General features: G+C 43.2%; 17 protein-coding genes. 12 read left to right on the forward strand and 5 right to left on the reverse strand.

Going from position 1 to position 18,032, the window contains the following annotated elements; translation table 11 throughout:
- Positions 1-57: 57 nt before the first annotated feature.
- The 3 genes from ACPEGP_RS00235 to ACPEGP_RS00245 all read left to right on the forward strand — a co-directional run bounded on the left by ACPEGP_RS00235 (position 58) and on the right by ACPEGP_RS00245 (position 2,755).
- Positions 58-1,350 (forward strand): FAD-dependent monooxygenase, encoded by a 1,293-nt coding sequence (locus ACPEGP_RS00235; protein ID WP_423813570.1) that lies wholly within the window; start codon positions 58-60, stop codon positions 1,348-1,350.
- Between the two features lie 27 nt (positions 1,351-1,377).
- Positions 1,378-1,962 carry an OmpA family protein gene (locus ACPEGP_RS00240; protein WP_423813571.1) on the forward strand — a complete coding sequence of 195 codons (585 nt, stop codon included), beginning with the start codon at positions 1,378-1,380 and terminating at the stop codon, positions 1,960-1,962.
- Positions 1,963-2,038: 76 nt separating this feature from the next.
- Positions 2,039-2,755: an OmpA family protein gene (locus ACPEGP_RS00245; protein ID WP_423813572.1), complete on the forward strand. Its 717-nt coding sequence runs from the start codon at positions 2,039-2,041 to the stop codon at positions 2,753-2,755.
- Positions 2,756-2,788: 33 nt separating this feature from the next.
- Here the strand turns inward: ACPEGP_RS00245 and ACPEGP_RS00250 are convergent, their stop codons facing one another.
- The 3 genes from ACPEGP_RS00250 to nadA form a co-directional block, all read right to left on the reverse strand.
- Positions 2,789-3,700, reverse strand: coding sequence for a lysine exporter LysO family protein (locus ACPEGP_RS00250; protein ID WP_423813573.1), 912 nt, complete (start codon positions 3,698-3,700; stop codon positions 2,789-2,791).
- A 169-nt stretch (positions 3,701-3,869) separates the two neighbouring features.
- On the reverse strand, positions 3,870-5,756 hold the full coding sequence (gene nadB, locus ACPEGP_RS00255; protein WP_423813575.1) for an L-aspartate oxidase: 1,887 nt from the start codon (positions 5,754-5,756) through the stop codon (positions 3,870-3,872).
- Between the two features lies 1 nt (position 5,757).
- Entirely contained in the window at positions 5,758-6,897 is a 1,140-nt protein-coding gene (gene nadA / locus ACPEGP_RS00260) for a quinolinate synthase NadA (RefSeq protein WP_423813576.1), read from the reverse strand.
- A gap of 320 nt (positions 6,898-7,217) precedes the next feature.
- On the opposite strand from nadA, the gene ACPEGP_RS00265 reads away from it, so the two are divergent.
- The 4 genes from ACPEGP_RS00265 to ACPEGP_RS00280 all read left to right on the forward strand — a co-directional run bounded on the left by ACPEGP_RS00265 (position 7,218) and on the right by ACPEGP_RS00280 (position 11,946).
- Positions 7,218-8,252, forward strand: coding sequence for an NUDIX hydrolase (locus ACPEGP_RS00265; protein ID WP_102077268.1), 1,035 nt, complete (start codon positions 7,218-7,220; stop codon positions 8,250-8,252).
- A gap of 198 nt (positions 8,253-8,450) precedes the next feature.
- The gene (nadC, locus tag ACPEGP_RS00270) at positions 8,451-9,311 is read left to right on the forward strand and encodes a carboxylating nicotinate-nucleotide diphosphorylase (protein ID WP_423813577.1); all 861 of its coding nucleotides are present in this window, start codon (positions 8,451-8,453) and stop codon (positions 9,309-9,311) included.
- Between the two features lie 274 nt (positions 9,312-9,585).
- Positions 9,586-10,227 (forward strand): MarC family protein, encoded by a 642-nt coding sequence (locus ACPEGP_RS00275; protein WP_200663136.1) that lies wholly within the window; start codon positions 9,586-9,588, stop codon positions 10,225-10,227.
- Positions 10,228-10,563: 336 nt separating this feature from the next.
- Entirely contained in the window at positions 10,564-11,946 is a 1,383-nt protein-coding gene (locus ACPEGP_RS00280; RefSeq protein WP_423813578.1) for an NAD(P)-binding domain-containing protein, read from the forward strand.
- An 88-nt stretch (positions 11,947-12,034) separates the two neighbouring features.
- On the opposite strand, the gene ACPEGP_RS00285 is transcribed toward ACPEGP_RS00280, so the two are convergent.
- Positions 12,035-12,637: a LysE/ArgO family amino acid transporter gene (locus ACPEGP_RS00285; protein ID WP_423814221.1), complete on the reverse strand. Its 603-nt coding sequence runs from the start codon at positions 12,635-12,637 to the stop codon at positions 12,035-12,037.
- 214 nt (positions 12,638-12,851) lie between these two features.
- On the opposite strand from ACPEGP_RS00285, the gene ACPEGP_RS00290 reads away from it, so the two are divergent.
- The 3 genes from ACPEGP_RS00290 (at position 12,852) to ACPEGP_RS00300 (ending at position 15,089) form a co-directional block, all read left to right on the forward strand.
- Complete coding sequence (locus ACPEGP_RS00290; RefSeq protein WP_423813579.1) at positions 12,852-13,601, forward strand: hypothetical protein; 750 nt, start codon at positions 12,852-12,854, stop codon at positions 13,599-13,601.
- Between the two features lie 205 nt (positions 13,602-13,806).
- Complete coding sequence (locus tag ACPEGP_RS00295) at positions 13,807-14,460, forward strand: hypothetical protein (protein WP_423813580.1); 654 nt, start codon at positions 13,807-13,809, stop codon at positions 14,458-14,460.
- Positions 14,461-14,531: 71 nt separating this feature from the next.
- Complete coding sequence (locus tag ACPEGP_RS00300) at positions 14,532-15,089, forward strand: hypothetical protein (protein ID WP_198328966.1); 558 nt, start codon at positions 14,532-14,534, stop codon at positions 15,087-15,089.
- Positions 15,090-15,188: 99 nt separating this feature from the next.
- Here ACPEGP_RS00300 and rluB read toward each other — a convergent pair whose 3' ends face one another.
- Positions 15,189-16,115, reverse strand: coding sequence for a 23S rRNA pseudouridine(2605) synthase RluB (gene rluB / locus ACPEGP_RS00305; RefSeq protein ID WP_144297250.1), 927 nt, complete (start codon positions 16,113-16,115; stop codon positions 15,189-15,191).
- A 361-nt stretch (positions 16,116-16,476) separates the two neighbouring features.
- Here rluB and ACPEGP_RS00310 point away from each other — a divergent pair, with 361 nt between their 5' ends.
- A complete protein-coding gene (locus ACPEGP_RS00310; RefSeq protein WP_423813581.1) occupies positions 16,477-17,550 on the forward strand; it encodes a polysaccharide biosynthesis/export family protein in 1,074 nt (357 codons plus the stop codon).
- A 19-nt stretch (positions 17,551-17,569) separates the two neighbouring features.
- A complete protein-coding gene (locus ACPEGP_RS00315; protein ID WP_423813582.1) occupies positions 17,570-18,001 on the forward strand; it encodes a low molecular weight protein-tyrosine-phosphatase in 432 nt (143 codons plus the stop codon).
- Positions 18,002-18,032: the final 31 nt, after the last annotated feature.

An 18,032-nucleotide genomic window follows, 5' to 3' on the forward strand; every position in this document is an offset into this window, starting at 1 on the left:
CTGCCAAGTTTCATAAACATGAGCGGATAGCATGAATAACGCGACAAAGGATGTTTTATGAAAAATAACCATACGCTCATTATCGGCGGCGGTATCGTCGGTGCAACCCTTGCGCTAAAACTGGCGCAAGCTGAAATGCCAGTGACGCTCATTGATGCGCGCCCGCAACGTGATGAATCAGATTGGCAGCAGGTGCTTGGCAAGCGGGATGCGCGCGTTTATGCTTTAAGCCTTGCCAGTATCAACTTACTCAAAGACGTGGGCGCTTGGCAAAAGATAGCGGCATCAGAGCGCAAAGCCGATTATACCCAAATGCAGGTTTGGCAGTTGAATGGTCGCGGCGAGTTACTGTTCGGCGATAGTGATGATGCTAATAATGGTAATGACAGCAGTAATAGTAATCAAAACGCTGAACCCAAAATGCTTGGTAGTATGGTTGAGCCAGCAGTCATTGAGCACGCATTATGGCAGCGTTTATCTGCATCTGATGTCAGTCAATATTTAACCGTTATCGATGGGCACAAGGTTGTCGACATGGATTGGCTTGGCAGCGCACAAGGTTACCGTGTGACGCTAGATGATGGCACGGTGATTAATGCGCGTTTATTGGTGGGTGCTGACGGTCGCGGCTCGTTTGTGCGTAAGCAGGCAGCAATTGAGCTCGATGTGCTCGATTATAATCAAACGGCGATTTGCTGCGCCATTCAAACCGACAAGCCGCACCGAGCGACCGCCCGTCAAGCCATGCTGCCGACAGGAACACTGGCTTTATTGCCACTTGCTGATATCACCGATGAAGATAAAGCCAACTCACAGCACTGGCAGTCGATTGTATGGACATTGCCCCGCAACCAAGCATTGGCATTATTAGAAGAATCGCCGAGCTACATCGCTGATAAATTGGCTGCTGCCAGTCATTATGAGCTTGGCGCTATCCGCGAGATTGAATCCATCGCCAGCTTTCCATTAGCCGCGCAGCAAGCAAAAAGCTACGTTACCGATAATTTAGTGTTAATTGGGGACGCCGCACATGGTGTGCATCCGCTGGCAGGTCAGGGGCTAAATTTGGGTATGCTTGATGTAAAGGCATTAAGCGAGCAACTGACCCATGACTATGCGCGCAGTGGCAATAAGCTGTGGGGTACGAACCAAACCTTGCGTAGCTATGAGCGTCTGCGCCGTCCACATAATAGTTTGATGATGCACAGTTTTTCGGCGCTTAACTGGCTGTTTGCAGGTTCGCTTGCTCAATTGCGTCCTATCCAACAAATTCGTAATGAAGGTATGTATCGCGTCAGCAAAATTAAACCATTGATGCGTCTGTTTGCTAAGCAGGCGAGTGGGGTTTAGCGTTCTAGACTTAAGGAAGAGTAAAGTATGAACGTGAAATTACGGACAATAACGCTGATGATGACAGGCGTTTTAGCACTGACAGGTTGTCAAACCGCTGACTTGTCTAAACAAACAAGTAAAACTATTAACATGCCAACGGTTGTGGTTAATGTAGATAGCGACGGCGATGGCGTGCCTGATGAGCTGGATCAATGCCCAGCCACTCCGTATAACGTGGTAATAGATGAAAGAGGCTGTCCGCATTCCTTACTTTTTGGTGAAAACGAATTTATGATGGAAGCTAGAGCTTATTATGATGAAAATAGCAGTGAGATAAAAAGTGAGTATTATGAACAGCTAGATAACGCAGGCAAGAAAATGCAAGATCATTTGGACGCTGTCATGCGTGTTGAAGGGCATATATCCAAGCGTGAAGAAACTAGCGCCAATCAAACATTATCAAGATACCGTGTGGAAGGGATTAAAAATTATATGATCATAAAACATAATATTGATCCTGATCGTATTAAGACCGTTTACTATGGGTCAGAGCGCCCAATTGCGCCTAATGATGCTGAAAACAGTTGGCTCAATCAGCGTATTTATGCGCTTATTAGCAATGTTGAATAGTAGTTGAATGTTTTAAAAAGCGTGAAAATGATGACAGACAAGGCCTTTAGTTGTTCTGGATAAAGAGAGCGTAATAATGACCATTAAAACCCATCGCACGTTGTTGTTACTAGCAGCAACTATAATATCAGCTGGCTGCCAAACGACCGACATTGCACCGCCCAAAACCATACCGCAATATGAAAATATCAGGACGATGCAGGCGGATAGCGATTTAGATGGCGATGGTGTACTTGATGCTATAGACGAATGTCCTGAAACGCCACCTAACGTAGTGGTTGACGCTAAAGGCTGTAAAATAATAATTGAGGGAGGCGACGCACTCGAAATGGAGTTTGCTGGGTTTTTTCCGCCAATGAGCAGTCAATTACCTGCTATTTACGATGCAGAGTTTATGAAAATAGCAGAAAAAATCAATGAGTATCCAGAAGCCAGTGTTTTTATTTTTGGTCATGTAGCCACTAATGAAACGGATAAAGATGCTTCAGCGACGCTCGGTTTCGATTCTTTATCACGCAATCGCGCCCTTAGCATTAAGAATACGTTAGTATTGCAACATGGTATTGAGGCTAAGCGTATCCGTACTTATGATTGTTCAAATAAAATCTTAGTTAAAGAAACAGATTATATAAACCCTAGTTTTAAAGCACTTAATCTTAACGGTCTTGAGGCAAAACAGCGTCGTGCAACGTTAATGGCAAGTAGTTCAGTTCATGATTTAACGAATCTTGAATACGATTCTTATATACAAATGTATGGTGCGTATGCCAAGCATTGTAAGCCCTTTGAATAATGGCAAATTTTGATAAACCGTCAAAATTTAACCTTACCCCAACGCCGAAAACAGCACCATAAGCACTGGCGAGACAATATTAATAATAAAGCCAAAGCTGATCGCTAGTGGCACAACTTTTAGACCACCGGACTGTTGAATAATAGGCAAGGTAAAGTCCAAACTGGTAGCACCACCAAGCCCGACCGCTGCTGATGGATATTTACGCATAAAGACGGGAATAAATAATAGCGCAAAAAACTCACGTACCAAGTCATTAAATAGCGCCACACTACCCCAAACCGCGCCATAAGCATCGGTCATGATGATTGCTGACAGTGAATACCAACCAAACCCAGATGCCAGTGCCAAGCCTTTCGTCCAAGAGACATCGCTAAACATCAGCGCAAAGATAAGCCCGCCGACCAATACCGATAGCGTAAAGATAACGCTCATCTCAACGCCGCGTTTATTGAGTAATACTTCTTTTAAGGTAATGCCCGAGCCCTTTAAGCCAATACCAACCAGTAAGATTAATATCATCAACATGGCGGTCATGGTGTTTTCGGGTGGCATATAGTCGGCTGGCAAAAAATAGCCAATCACCATACCAATCGCCACGCAAAATACTTGTGCCAAGCTGCCGCGAATACTGACCCGATGCTCTTTAGATTTGACGCTAGGTTTTTTGGCATGCCATGGACGCAGACGGTCAAACAGCATCAAGGCAAATAAGCCGGTACCAATCGTTATTATCGACAATATAGTGACATATAGCGCAATTTCACCTATTTGACTGCCAAGCCCTTCAACTTGCGCCAGCTCAATACCAATCAACCCTAAAATGATAAAGACCAAATAAGACAAGCCTTTATCGGCAAGCTTAGTCATGGTTGGGTTTGAGGGAATGGCAAAGCCAATAAACATTGGCATTAATACCAAAACAAGGGTAATTAGGCTTTGCATGGTGATGAGCTCGCAGCTTTTATGATTTTTATCAAGGCAGTTTTAAGAAGGCACTTTTAACAAGGTCTTTTTAGGAAGCTGGAGATTGTATCATATCACCGTGTAAATGCTGGAAAATCAATGCTAAAACCGAGGTCATATTCGCCATATTATTGCATGACAAAACTGCTTATGAGGCCTCCGTTATTGCCTCATTATTTATCATAAAAGTATTTAAATGAGCTATTGGCGTGCTAGGCTGATATGATATTGGCTCAATCAGACTGGTTTTGGGAACAGTCGCTAACTGTGGATAGTCCGTACGGTAATGGCCACCGCGGCTCTCAAGTCGTTGATAAGCGGACTGAATAACTAAAGTCGCTAACTGTAATTGTCTGGCTAATTGAAATTCTGCCAGCTCATTTTGATTATTAGCTATATCTTCATTATTTATCGTAGAATGCTTAGATTTAGCTAAACCAATGCTCTGTTGCCATTGTTGAATCTGCATTAATGCTTTTTCTAGCTGCTCAGCACTACGGGTGATACCCATGCTGTTGGTCATCAGTTTTTTTAGCTGTGCCGTTATTTCGTTGATATCAGTGCCTTTAGTAACAATATTTAAAGCGCTTTTCGTGGTGCTATATTGATAAGCATCAAATAAAGGCAGAGTAGTGCTAGGTAAGGTAATCGTTTGAGTGTTTTTAAGCGTTGGCGCTGACCAAATATCAGCAGCTAACGATTTTAAATTATTAGTATTTGCCATTTTATCTAAAGCTGCTAAATAGCGCGGTAAGTCAGCAGCGATATTGCGCCCAACCACCACACATTCTAACAATGAGTTACTTGCTAAGCGATTTGCTCCATGTAGACCTGTATAAGCGACTTCACCTGCCGCATAAAGCCCTGCTACATCGGTTACGCCATTTGCATCTGTGACCACACCGCCGCAGCTATAATGAGCAGTCGGCGCAACGGGAATAGGTTGTTTTGTGATATCAATGCCAAGCTCTAATAGCGTTTGATAAATCTGCGGGAAATGCTCTTGCAAAAATTCCGCTGGCAAGTGACTGACATCAAGATTGACGTAGCCTAGACCGTTATCGTTGATTTGCTCAGCGATGGCACGCGCAACGATGTCTCTTGGAGCCAGCTCTGCACGCTTATCAATATCGAGCATAAAACGCTTACCTGTCTGCGGACAATACAACCGTCCACCTTCACCGCGTAGTGCTTCAGATATTAGAAAGCTACTATCGCCAAATGCCAAACCAGTCGGATGAAATTGAATAAATTCCAAATTAGCCAAACGGCAACCCGCTTGCCATGCCATCATAATCCCATCGCCGACACAGACGTTCGGCGCGCTGGCACGCTTAAATAATTGCCCCAAGCCACCACTGGCTAAGACAACCGCGCGACTATAAAAGGTAAGTTTACGTTGATGTATATGATCAAAAACAAGCGCACCTTGGCACTGATTATTTGGATTGGCGCTATTTTTTAACAGGCTTAGTGCTTCATGATAGGGCAAGATAGTAATATTGGACGCAGCTTGCGCTTTTACAATCAAGGCTTCCATAATATGCCGACCAGTTGCATCATCGGCGTGGGCGACCCGCCGACAGCCATGACCGCCTTCTTTGGTTAAATGCAAATTACTGGTCTGTAATGTCGCTATAGAGTTTGTATTATCATGCTGGTGTCTCTCCTGCTGGGGAATCATGGTAAAGGGCACACCTTGTTCACAAAGCCATTGCACCGCTTGCTGTCCAGCGCTTAAAATACTGCTAGTATTATCAGCTTCGCATAAACCTGCGCCTGCAATGAGTGTGTCAGCGATATGGTCAGCGACACGGTCATTCTTATCTAGACTGGCTGCAATGCCACCTTGGGCATAATGGCTTGAGCAAACATCCAGTGCCGCTTTGCTGAGTACCGTAATGTTTAGCGATTTCGGCAAAGCAAGGGCGGTGGTTAATCCTGCAAGGCCAGCACCAATGATAAGGACGTCTGTCTGGACAGTATCCTCAGCATTATTTGAAGTTACCTTATCCGTTGACTGTGCCTCGCTCATATTAGGCCGCTCCGACATTGGCAAATAATTCGCGGTCTTTGACGATATCTCCGCTCGCGGCCACACGTTGTTTTTGCGCTTCAGCAAAATCAAGCATACGTTGTAAAGGTTTTCTAGCTGCTGCTGCCAGCTCAGGCGTCATGAGTACTTCACCGCTACGATTGGTCAAGCACTGTTCAATACCTTGTAGACCATTCATTGCCATCCATGGACAAAATGCACAACTCTTACAACTGGCGCTTTCACCAGCTGTTGGCGCAGCTAAAAAGCGCTTATGTGGCGAGCGCTTTTGCATCTCATGCAAGATGCCTAAGTCGGTGGCAACGATAAAGGTATCGGCATCCATCTCATACGTTGATTGCAACAGCTTACTGGTCGAGCCGACCACGTCGGCCAGCGCTACGACGCTATCAGGTGACTCAGGATGTACCAATACTTTGGCGTTTGGGTGCTCCTCTTTTAATTGCATCAGCTCAGTCGCTTTAAATTCATTATGGACCAAGCAAGACCCTTGCCAGAGCAGCATATCCGCGCCAGTTTCTTGCGCGATGTATTTACCTAAATGGCGGTCAGGACCCCAAATGATTGGTTCACCATTCGCATGCAAATGGCGAATGATATCGATACCAACCGAAGACGTTACGACCCAATCAGCGCGCGCTTTTACAGCAGCACTGGTATTGGCATAAACCACCACGGTACGCTCAGGATGGGCATCACAAAAGGCAGAGAATTCATCAGCAGGGCAGCCCAAGTCGAGCGAGCACTCGGCTTCCAAATCTGGCATCAGTACCATTTTTTCCATACTTAAAATTTTTGCTGATTCACCCATAAAGCGCACACCCGCGACGACCAATGTCTGCGCACTATGCGCTTGACCAAAGCGTGCCATCTCAAGCGAATCACCCACACAGCCGCCGGTTGCCAAGGCCAAATCTTGGATAAAAGGATCAACGTAGTAATGGGCAACCAATACTGCATTATGTTCTTTTAGCAATTGCTTAATATTTTCTTCAACCGCAAGTCGTTCCGCACGTGGCAAATCCGCTGGGATTTTCGCTTTGGCGTATTCGATATTCATCTGAGTCGCAATGCGATTATCAGTGCTCATGATGGGCGCGTCGTATGGATAAGTTTTCATAAGTGCAAACCTTTGCTGCGATAACGGCAAACCTAATAGCCGCTAAAAGTGAGTCAATTAAATGTGGCCAAATAACAAGTTTTAATAATTATGCTCATTTTGAGCATAATTACAAGTATTTTTTATAATCTGCTTCTAAAATGATACGTAATTCGTCAAAACTTACTTTGCAGACTATATTTTTTATTGCCTTTAATAATGCCTATTTACAACGGTAGGCTATGATAGTTTTCGATTCACGCTATACTAAGCGTGGTTAGAAACACTTCATTTTTAAAACACTCATTTTACGTTTAAACATAAAGGAAACCTTTAAAGCCATGACGTTGTCTTATTCGCATTCGCATCAGCAAGGTAGCGGCACCACAGAAGTGGTCGCCGTGCTGGTAGCGATTACTGAGCACACCGCGCGCGTTTTAACGGTTGATCAAGGCAAGCTCTTGCCCAACGGGCCATTGATGCCATTACATCGCTCCTTGCAAGCGGGCGTACGCCAATGGGTCGAGGAGCAAACGCAGCAGCCACTTGGTTATTTAGAGCAGCTTTATACCTTTGTCGATACCAATAGACGCAATGTCGATGGCCATGCGCTTGTCTATGTGAGCTACCTAGGCTTGGTGCAAGAAGCGCAAATGCAGGAGCTGCCAAGCCAAGCATTATGGCGTGATTGGTACGATTATTTTCCGTGGGAAAATCACTTGGATGGTATGCCGAGTATGATTATGAATCATATTGTGCCGGCGTTATTAAGCTGGGCAGATAGCGCAGCAGAAACGGTTGTCCAGCAGCGCCGCCGTCAACGTATTGGTTTATGCTGGGGAATCAGTGAGGAAACTTTCGACGTTGATAGGTTTAAAGATACGGACAAAGCACCAAATGCTGATAAAGCTTATGAAAATAGAGAATGGGTTGCTGAGCATGTCTTGCTGCGTTATGAGATGCTTTATGAAGCAGGTTTAATCCCTGAAGCGCCGACTTATCCGCCCAGTTATCAGCTGCAACTACCGACAAGTTGGTCGCAGTTAATCGGCGTACCGATGTATTACGACCATCGCCGCGTGATTGCGACTGCCATCTCAAGGCTGCGGGCAAAAATCGAATATCGACCGCTTATCTTTGGTTTGATGCCGGATGTGTTTACCTTATCTCAGCTGCAACAAAGCGTCGAAGCGCTCTCAGGCGTACCTTTACATAAGCAAAACTTCCGCCGTCTACTTGATGCGCAAAACCTTGTCATGGAGACGGGTCAGAGTAGTAGCGCTCAGCGCGGTCGCCCTGCCAAGCTCTATCGCTTCCGCCATGATATTGAGCTACAAAGTTTACTGATGGATAGTAAATTGCCTAAACGAAAATAGCATCAACTGCACAAGCCTTCCTATACCGACGCTAAATACTCATATCAAAGCTAAATCATATTGGTTCATTTTATTAATTTACACCCTTTTCTTGCGAGGCTTTGTACTTTGCGCTATATTTATGCTCATTTTGAGTTTAATTAAAGATGTTTTATTAAGTTTAATGCATATAAATATCAGGCAAAATAAGGGTCAAATATGACAGTTAAACAAGAGCCAGCATTGGCTAAAGTATTGCTTAAACCTTTGGTGGAAGCGGCCTTAATGGAGGATTTAGGCAGGCGCGGTGATGTGACTTCACAAGCGACTATACCAGCAGATATGCAAGCGCAATTACAGATAAAAGCGCGGCAAGCAGGCGTAATATGTGGGATGGATTTAGCGCGATTGTCTTTTGATTTGATTGACGAGCAAATCGAGTTTATTGCCAAGGTCAATGACGGTGCAACGGTCGAAGCGGGTACGGTACTGGCAACAGTGCATGGTAACGCGCGGAATTTACTAACCGCAGAGCGTACCGCGCTTAACTTTATGACCCATCTAAGTGGTATTGCGACAGACACTAAAAAAATCGTCGATAGCGTTGCCGACTATCCGGCGCAAATCACTTGTACGCGTAAAACCATACCTGGTTTGCGTATTGTGCAAAAATACGCGGTACGCTGCGGCGGCGGGCGCAATCATCGTCTAGGATTAGACGATGCAATTTTAATCAAAGACAATCATATTGCTATCGCCGGTGACATCAAAACTGCCATTCAGCAAGCGCAAGATTTCGCTGGGCATTTAATTCCCATTGAAGTAGAAGTAGATACGCTAGAGCAACTAGAGCAAGCACTAGAGGCTGGCGTGAGTTTGGTGCTTTTGGATAATATGGCACCTGACGTATTATCAAAAGCCGTTGCCATGTGTAAAGGTCGCGCCAAAACCGAAGCTTCAGGCGGTATCACTCCTGAAACCGTGCAAGCAGTTGCAAAAACAGGTGTTGATTTCATCGCCATGGGTTATTTAACCCACAGCACCACGGCATTAGATATTGGTCTCGATTTTAGCGCTTAAGATTAACCTTTAATCTAAATTCATAGTTAGGTTAATGGTTTCACTCGCGCTTTAAATCTCGGCTAAATAGCTTATTAAAAGGGCAGATTTGTACGGATATGCTATTGAATTGGTAAGGACGGGGAATTAAGCGAAGTTAATGATTTAATAGACTTATCTGCCTATGCTACAATGCCGCTGCTACCGATTATAAGGTCATCTTTGCCTGTGCCTCTACTTGTGCATAGTGACCTTATCTTTTGCCTGATTTGACCAATAGATAAGCGAGCGCTCAGTGGATACTGAAATTATCAAGATAATCTTAGCCTTTATGGTACTGATTAATCCCTTTGGCGCTTTGACGTTGTTTTTGGATTCAACTCACGGCTACTCGCTAAATAATCGCCGTAAAGTGGCGCGCATCGCTTGTTTGACGATTTTTATCACCATTAGCTTTTTTACCTTAGCAGGTGAGACGCTGCTAAAAGCGTTGGGTATCTCGATTGGTTCGTTCCAGCTGGCAGGTGGTATCTTGGTATTTTTAATCGCCCTAAATATGATGAATGGCGAAGGTAACCCGGTTAAGCCCGATCAAGAAAACTTTGATGTTGACCATTTGCAAGGTGCGCCGCCAACGATGGCTGCAGCAGTGGTGCCGATTGCCATTCCGATGATGATTGGACCTGGCGGTATCTCGACGGTGATTATTTATTCATCACAGGTTACTGGTATTTTGCAAGTCTCTGCCATTTTGATTGCTGGTTTATTTATCAGCTTATTTTGTTATGTGGCGCTAATGGCAGCGGGCCGTATCAGTCGGTTATTGGGCGATACCGGACTTAATATCATGAGCCGTATCATGGGTATGTTGCTTGCAGCAGTTTCTATCGAGATTATCGTTAACGGCCTACGTACCTTATTTCCTGATTTAGTGTAATCATCACCTTGCTTGTCTGCCACTTACTTCTCTAGTGGTTCTTACCTGTCCTTTTTTACGCCCTTCTTTTTTAAAATATAACTGTATCTTTTTAGACCGTGTAAAAAAACATGGTCTTTTTATTATGGGGTTAAAGGCTAAAACTTCCTAAATTAGTCAAACCTGCCTAGTTGCTAAAAAATACTAATACTTATCCTAAAAGGTTGTTTAGTAACACTTTCTTATATCTTACTAATGCTTGTACCAATTCCAATTAATCACCAAAAGTCTGCATTAAAAACGTCATCCATACAAATATGTTATGATAGGGGTACAACAATATTATAGGAGTCAGTTTTGAGTAAGAAAAGAATGGCAATTTTAGGTGCAGGTCCAAGTGGTTTGGCACAGTTACGTGCCTTTGAAGCGGCTCGTTTAGCCGGGATAAAAGACTTACCTGAAATCGTATGTTATGAAAAACAAAACGCCATTGGTGGTATGTGGAATTACAGTTGGCGTACTGGTTTAGATAGAAACGGCGAACCCGTGCACGGCAGTATGTACCGCTATTTATGGTCAAATGGCCCCAAAGAATGCTTAGAATTTGCCGATTATTCGTTTGATGAGCATTTTGGTGAAGCCATTCCATCTTATCCGCCGCGTGAAGTCCTAAAAGATTACATCATGGGGCGTATCGATAAACAAGATATCCAAAAATATATTCGATTTGAATGCCCCGTACGCTGGGTGTCGTTTGATGATGAAACGCAAAAATTCACTGTGACGGTAATGAATCATAAAACCGATGAGCAAGAAGTCGAAGAGTTTGATTACGTGGTGGTAGCAACGGGTCATTTCTCAACGCCAAATATGCCGTATTTTGAAGGTTTAGAAGCCTTTCCAGGTCGTATCTTGCACGCGCATGATTTCCGCGATGCCTTAGAATTTAAAGATGAAGATATCTTATTAGTAGGTAGTAGCTATTCTGCCGAAGATATCGGTACCCAGTGTCATAAATATGGCACCAAGTCGGTAACCATCAGTTATCGTAGTCAGCCTCTTGGTTATGAATGGCCTGAAGGTATTAAAGAAGTGCCGTTAGTGACGCATTTTGAAGACGATGTCGCGCACTTTGCCGATGGCACGAGCCAAAAATTCGACGCCATCATCATGTGCACTGGTTATTTATTTCATTTCCCGTTTATGCCAGATGAGCTACGTTTGCAGACGCACAACTGCTTGTATCCAGCCAACCTTTATAAAGGTATCTTTTGGCAGCCAAATCCAAAGCTGATTTATTTGGGCATGCAAGACCAGTATTTCACCTTTAATATGTTCGATGCGCAAGCATGGTATGCACGTGATGTGATTATGGGTGATATCGAATTGCCCGATTTGGCAGCACGTGAAGAAGATGAGCAAAAATGGCTCGCAACGTATGCCAAATGCGTGACGGTCAGTGATTCAATCGACTTTCAGGCCGCTTATATTCGCGATTTGACCAATGCTACGGATTATCCAGAATTTGCCGTTGAAAAACAGGGCGAGATTTTAAAAGAATGGCAAAAAGATAAAGCCGAGAACATCATGACCTTTCGAGAAAAGGCCTATCGTTCTACTTTGACGGGAACCATGGCACCTAAATTGCCAGAACCTTGGTTGGATATTCTTGATGATTCACTTGAGCACTTTTTAAACTTAACCTTTGTTAAACCTAAAAAGCGTAAAAAAGTGGCATAAATGCTCGTTGTGATAAATAAAAAACCAAATACGCCTGAGAGTGTATTTGGTTTTTTCGTTTTTAACGTTAAATGCACTGAATACATGGTTAGCTTTGGTATAAATGCCAAGCCAAATACAGCATTAATATGCCTACCAAAGCGTCTAATATATTCCAAGCTTTTGGTTTGGCAAATAAAGGTCTGAGCAAGCGCGCGCCATAGCCCAAGGCAAAAAAGAAAAAGAATGACGCACTGACCGCACCGACTGCAAAAGCCAATTTACTACTGGCACTGGTTGAAACCATGCCGACCAGCACCAATGTATCTAAATAGACGTGCGGGTTAAGCCAAGTAAAGCCAAAACATAATAACAGCGCTTTTTTTAAACTGGTGATCACTTGACCATCGACAGTAAGCGCATGCGATAGGCGTACGCTGGCATATAAGCTTTGTAGCCCATAGCCTAATAAGAAAATAACGCCAGCAATTTTAGCGATGTTCACAACTTGCGGATATTGCGCCGTGACCGCGCCAAAGCCTGCTACCCCAGCAGAAATTAAAAGCGCGTCACTGATGGCGCAAAATAAGCAGACGAAGAATATGTGCTCGCGTTTCAGTCCTTGTTTGAGCACAAAGGCGTTTTGTGAACCAATAGCGATAATCAAGGATAAACCAAGCAAAAAACCGGCGCTATAATCGGTGAAATTCATGATAATTGGCTTATCCTTTAAAGGCCAAAACGGTGACGTTTGCTTACTGGCAGCGCCCGAAAAAGCTGTTAAGATAAGGGATAAAATAGTCGAATGCAATGTGTTTGCTGCAATAGATGCTACCAAGTCATCAGTACTATTCAGAAATATTAGTCAGCAATGAATAAAGAATAAGCGAGGAGCAGGGTAGGTCATGGTCATAAGTCTGACAAGAATGCTACAGTCGTTCGGGCAAGCCCAGGATGACCTGCCAACCATCGCTGCCAAAAATGCTCAGCAAGCTGCCGCTAAAGAAGTTTCTAATAATGCAAATAAGCATGGCGATAGTAGCGATAACCAAGAAAACATGCATACTTCAGTTTCCAGTTCTTCCTTTAGCGAGCCGCAGCGTAGCGAGCGCATTTGTGATGCCTTAGCACAAGTAAATGATATCCGTACACCGACGCCATTGACCGATCGCTATCTAGCCAATCGCGCCCAAATGCGCCCAACCAATAGACCTCCTTTTGACCCAGATACCTTATGGTATCTCAAACATGGACGCTGTCCGATTATGACTGAGCTTGTTGATGTGGTCGATGCAGCCACCCTAAATGCCATGCCGATTGAAGCGGTCGCCATATTAGACCGGATTAATAGTAAGCTAAAACGCTACCGTGAGTGGAGTAGCGAGCTCAATGCCGAGCAACAGCAGCAACATAATGAGCGCCAGTTTGTTATTGATAAGTTGGTGTCCGAAAGTATCCCTGAGGCGCTGCATCATTATGAGCAGCTCCAACGTTTTAGCCCGCATCGCACTAAGAACAATGTCGTGCAAGGAAAAATGACCGCTGGCGATATGCTCACGGATTTGTTTTTAGACATTGATTACGAGCTTGACGAGTTATTAGAAGAATTGCATCAAACGGTGATGAACAAACTGGCTTCAACGCACCGTTATGTCAAAAGCCGTACGCAAAGCTAACTTGAATTTAACGAGGATTATTTAAAAGTCGTTAGTATTGTTAAACACAATCGGCGCAATACATAACAATATAAGGCTTTAATACAGCCTTATTTTTTTGTTTAATAATAATGATTAAGTATTATCGAAAATAACAATAAATTTGCCAACCGCGTCTGCCAAATATTTTTGCTAAGTATTTCTACTATACAACAAGGATACCCAAATGACCCAATTGACTGCGATGTTCGTGATGTTTATTTTATATGGCGTATTGCCAGCAGCTGGGTTGTACCTTGGATATCGTGGTATCAAAAAAGTCACGGCGCCCAAAATGCTTGAGTATAAAGCGATGCCGCAATTGGGTTATATCCCTGAAAAGAGCTTGCCAGTTGAAGTCAAAACAGCGCTGGATCAAATCAATGATAAGGGTGAGAAGCTGCGGGTTATTTATGGCGATACCAATAACGATGGTAAAATTGATGATAAAGATACCGTCAATGAAACCTACGTTATGATTCAAAATCTAATGGATAGGCATGTGCCACTAGCGGTAGCCGATTATCGCCGCTTGCATGACTTAGATGTTGGGAACGGCGCCCTTGCTGATACCACGAAAATTAAGCATTCTGATGTCACGGGCAAAGAGGCGCTATTAGAAGTGCTTAGGACGATTAATACCCAGTTTGATGACCTGCTGAATGCGTCCTATCATCAAGATGGGCAAAAGCTGCTGGCGACCAATCGATATTTGCAGCAGCGTTTTAATAATCCAACCAGCAATTCTAGACTACAACAAATCGATAATAGTGCTGCTGAAATTCAGGTAATTGAAAACTCAGCTAATAAAGAAACTGATATAGAAAATATTAAGCTATAAATGAGAGACAGTGATAATAACCCAAGTCTAAATGTTTAGGCTGAAATAAATCGAAAGAAGAGTAAAGTAACATGAGTATATTAATAGGCGTTGGTGTGATTACCACTGTCGGCGTCTTTTATTTGGGGAGAAAGGGCTGGCACGCATTGCATAGAATGGTCGGTATTACTCCAGGCGTGCTGACCTATCAAGATAGTAATGCACCCCTGTTGTTAACTTCTCTCAATTGGCAACAGCTAAACTTAAATAAAAAACATCTAGAAGCCTTATCAGATAAACAGCTACGACAATTACAGAATATTGATAAGAAAGTAGCCGACTACCACAATTGTCAAAACGAGTTAGAAGCGCAAAATGTAACTTCAGTTATTAGCGAGCAACAATTTGTTTTAGATAAAATGCTGCATACCCGCTTACCCGAAATGTTGGTCAGTCATTATCATTTAGCAAATATCAATATAAGCAATCGTACTAAAAATGGACAGAAGCAGACTGAGGCGGGTAGGCTGTTACAAGAGGTATTGGACAGCATTGAGCAGCGCTTAGATGGGTTGTTAGAGCGAATGGAAGAGCAACATCTACAAGAATTGCGCGTGATGAAAAATTATATTCATAGTCATGACGACTAAGCCTAAAGTGAGTGATACTCTTAAAAAACGCATAAAAAAAGCGGTCAATGAATCAGGCATTGACCGCTTTTTTATCAGCTAGGATTAATCCGTGACTGATTAACGCTTGTTGTTACGATCGCGGGTATTACGTGAACCGCGACTGGCAGGACTGCCACTGCTTTTAGGTTTTGCACTGCTAGGACGGTTATCGCTACGACTGTCAACACGGCGCGCTTTAAGCGGCTTGCTTTTGATACGTTCTTGCTTTTCTTTAGCTGCACCATGCAAACCAGTACCGTGACGTGGGCGTAGGCTGACCAAATCGGTTAAGGTATTGATGTCTTTTTTATCCAGCTCTAAGAAGCGTCCAGTACGCAGCTCTTTTGGCAGCGCAATCGACCCGTAACGCGTACGTAATAGACGGCTAACTTTAAGACCTTGCGATTCAAACAATCGGCGCACTTCGCGATTTCGACCTTCTTTTAGTCTGACGTGATACCATTTATTGACGCCTTCACCGCCGCCTTCTTTGATATCTTCAAACTGTGCCATGCCATCTTCTAACATGACGCCAGCCGTTAGCGTACGCGCGATATCAGGAGTTACTTCACCAAGTACACGTACAGCATATTCGCGTGTCACTTCGCTAGACGGATGCATTAAGCGATGCGCCATCTCGCCATCATTGGTAAATAATAACAAACCAGTCGAGTTAATATCTAAGCGCCCAACCATAACCCAGCGATCATGAGTCAGTTTTGGCAAACGTTCAAAAACCGTTGGACGACCTTCTGGATCATTAGCCGAGCAAACTTCACCTTCAGGTTTGTAATAAGCTAAAACGCGACGACGCTTTTCATTTTCAGCCGTATATTTGATCTGACGACCGTCAACACGAATCTCATCGCCTTGTTCGACGCGGTCGCCGATGGTTGCAGGTCCATTATTAACGGTCACACGACCTGCTTTAATGACTTCTTCCATCTGACGACGTGAGCCAAGTCCCATGCGGGCAAGCGCTTTTTGCAGTTTTTCATCTTTCATAACGATATCCTTGTTTCGGTGGGTTTACATTTCTCAATGTATAAAATTGGACTGAGTATTATACGCTATTTATTGAAATGATATTAAAGATAAAGCTTTTGAGGCTCACATTATTGGTAAGTTAGGCTTTATTATGTGGCTATAATTCAATCGAGATTTATATATTTGACGAAAAGTAAATATAAATTGATTGTTACTCTTATCTAATTTTACCAAAAAACTTACCTTATCTGTCCAATCTTCGACCACCTGTGGTATTATTCCATTGTTTTTTATGGTTAGTTTAATACTCGATTATGGTTGTCTCAATTATGCTCGTTGCTAGACGCTGCTTATATCTGTGATTTATAAAGGTTTTTCTATGTTTTTCAATTCATCAAAGTTATTAAGTGTGGCGTCTATACTTGTGATTAGCATACTCACGGGTTGCTCTAGTATCAATGCTGGACTACAAGCAGGTGAACTACCACCTAGTGGGACATTTATCGCTGACAATGGTTTACAGTTTAATGTGCAACCGTTAAATCTAGCTACTTTGCCGCCTAAGCAAGCGATTGTTATTGATAATGATTTGTATACTTTAGCCAAAACCTCCGGGCGAGTAGAATATCGTATTGAGCAAGGGGATATCATAAGCGTTACCCTTATTGATTATCCGGATATTAATGCATCGACATCAAGTCTGACAGTCGATCAACAAGGCTTTATTCAATTCCCTCTAATAGGTCGTATTAAAGCCAGTGGTATGAGTGTGCCACAATTTACTGCTACCTTACAAAGTAAACTACAACGTTATCTTAAGTACTCTGATCCACAAGTGAAGATTATAAATTATCGTGGTAGTAAATTCTTTATTGATGGAGATGTTAAGCAGTCTGGTGAGTTTGCTATTGCTGATGTACCAGTATCTCTATACAGTGCAATTTCTATGGCAGGTGGAGCAACGGTTACCGGGGACTCGAATAATATAGTGCTTAGCCGCCGAGGAAAAAGTTATAATTTAGGGTTGCAGTCGTTACGCCAAATGGGTCTATCAGCCAACCAAATATATTTACAGGATGGTGATTCTATTCATGTCAATAGCCAAGACCGTAATAAAGTATATGTTTTGGGTGAGTTCGGTCAAGTAGAGCCAGTGCCTATTTTAGAGCAAGGTATTAGTTTAGCGCAGGTTTTGGGTGAATCTAAAGGGCTTAATTCTGCTACGGCAAATGCAGCTAAAATATATGTGGTTCGTGATAATTTAAATACACGAGCAACAGATATTTACTATGTAGATATGCAGACCATTACTAGCTTTGCGCTAGCCAATCGTTTCGAGATGCACCCTAATGATATTGTTTATGTTGACCCAACTGGCTTAACGCGTTGGAATCGTGTTATCAGCGCCATTCTACCTTCCACGTCAGCCGTAAGATCGCTCTCAAGTTTATAAATCGTAGGTAATATTTATTATGGCGTTTAATAATATCTTAGTCGTATGTGTCGGTAATATTTGTCGTAGTCCCATGGCTGAAGCACTGCTAAAACAACGTTACCCTGATAAAGCTGTCGACTCTGCTGGTGTTGGGGCATTAGTTGGTCATCCTGCAGACCCTGCTGCTTTAGAAATCATGACCGAGAGACAGCTCGATATTACCAATCATATGGCAAAACAGATCGATGAAAAGTTAGCTAAAAAGGCCGATATTATCTTTACCATGTCAGATGGTCAAACGAAATGGATTGAAGAGCGCTGGCCGTTTTGCCGTGGCAAAACCTTTAAGCTAGGTCATTGGATGAATAAAGACATTGCTGATCCTTATAAACATGAGATGAGTGCTTTTGAAACAGCCTATCAAGATATTGTTGATAGTCTAGAACAGTGGGCCGATAAAATTAGCTAAATAGCTGCTATTAAACGATTAACCTTAAGTG

It is taken from the genome of Psychrobacter sp. 219-2-C, from assembly GCF_049560815.1.
GTDB lineage: Bacteria > Pseudomonadota > Gammaproteobacteria > Pseudomonadales > Moraxellaceae > Psychrobacter > Psychrobacter faecalis.